Source organism: Jatrophihabitans endophyticus (assembly GCF_900129455.1).
Lineage (GTDB): Bacteria > Actinomycetota > Actinomycetes > Mycobacteriales > Jatrophihabitantaceae > Jatrophihabitans > Jatrophihabitans endophyticus.
This window is the reverse complement of sequence record NZ_FQVU01000010.1, coordinates 1-1,088: the sequence shown is the minus strand read 5'-3', so window position 1 is coordinate 1,088 and position 1,088 is coordinate 1. Positions and strand designations below refer to the sequence as shown.

Annotated in this window: 1 protein-coding gene; it reads right to left on the bottom strand. The window is 69.1% G+C overall.

Annotated features, from left to right (window positions below):
- Positions 1-22: 22 nt before the first annotated feature.
- A complete protein-coding gene (locus BUE29_RS21210) occupies positions 23-988 on the bottom strand; it encodes an IS481 family transposase (RefSeq protein WP_073392528.1) in 966 nt (321 codons plus the stop codon).
- Positions 989-1,088 lie beyond the last annotated feature (100 nt).

Genomic DNA, 1,088 nt, shown 5'->3' with positions numbered 1-1,088 from the left:
TGTCGTGACCTGACAGGTTGTGTCAGGCGGCGAGCCGGCTGATGGGTGGTCGGCCGCCGAGGGCGGAGTGGCCGCGTCGAGTGTTGTAGTGGGTCAGGAAGTGGTCAAGGCCGCGGCGGCGCAGGTTGTTGCTGGTCCAGGGCCGGGCGTAGGCCCATTCGGTGAGCAGGGTGCGGTTGAAGCGTTCTGCTTTGCCGTTGGTCCAGGGGCAGCCGGGTTTGGTGAAGCGGCGTTTGAGTTGCCAGGCGGCGCAGACCCAGCCCCAGTCGGTGCCGTGGCGATAGACCAGGGCGTTGTCGGTCAGGACGCGGACGACGGTGATGCCGTGGCTGGCGAACCAGGCCAGGGCGCGGTGCAGGAACGCGGCGCTGGTGGCGTCGCGTTCATCGTTGTGGACTTCGGAGTAGGCCAGGCGGGTGTGGTCGTCGATGGCGGTGTGGACGAAGTCGTAACCGATCTTGACCCGTTTGTGTTTGTGCGCGACGGTCGCTTCGCGTCCGTGCAGCCGCCAGCCGCCGCCGGCCGGGATCTTGCCGAGCTTCTTGACGTCGACGTGGATCATCGCGCCCGGTGTCGAGTGTTCGTAGCGGTTCTCGCTGCGCCGTGACGCGCGGACACGCGCCCCGGTGATCGGGTCGATCGCAGCCAGGTGCGGCACCTGGTGGCGGGCCAGGATGCGGCCGACGGTCGAGGCGTTCAGGCCGAGCTCGGCCGCGAGCACGACCGCGCCGCGTTTGTGACGGGCCCGGGCGGCCAGCACCCGCCGCTCGACGTGTTTCGGGCTCCGGGCCGGCATCCGGTGTGGCCGCGACGAGCGATCAGCCAGCGCGACGTCGCCGCCTTCGGTGAAGCGGCGCACCCACTTGTGCACCGTCGCCCGCGACACCCCGAGCCCTTCGGCAACGTGCGCGGCCGGCCACCCGGCGGCGACACGCTCCACCATCAGACGACGGGCATGAACGGTGGTGCGGGCGTTAGCGTGAACCATAGAGGACCTCCTGCGGGTGAATGCCAGACACATCCACTCCGCCAGGAGGTCCTCCCACGTTCAAGCAGGCACGCCGTCAACAACGTCTTGGGTCACGACA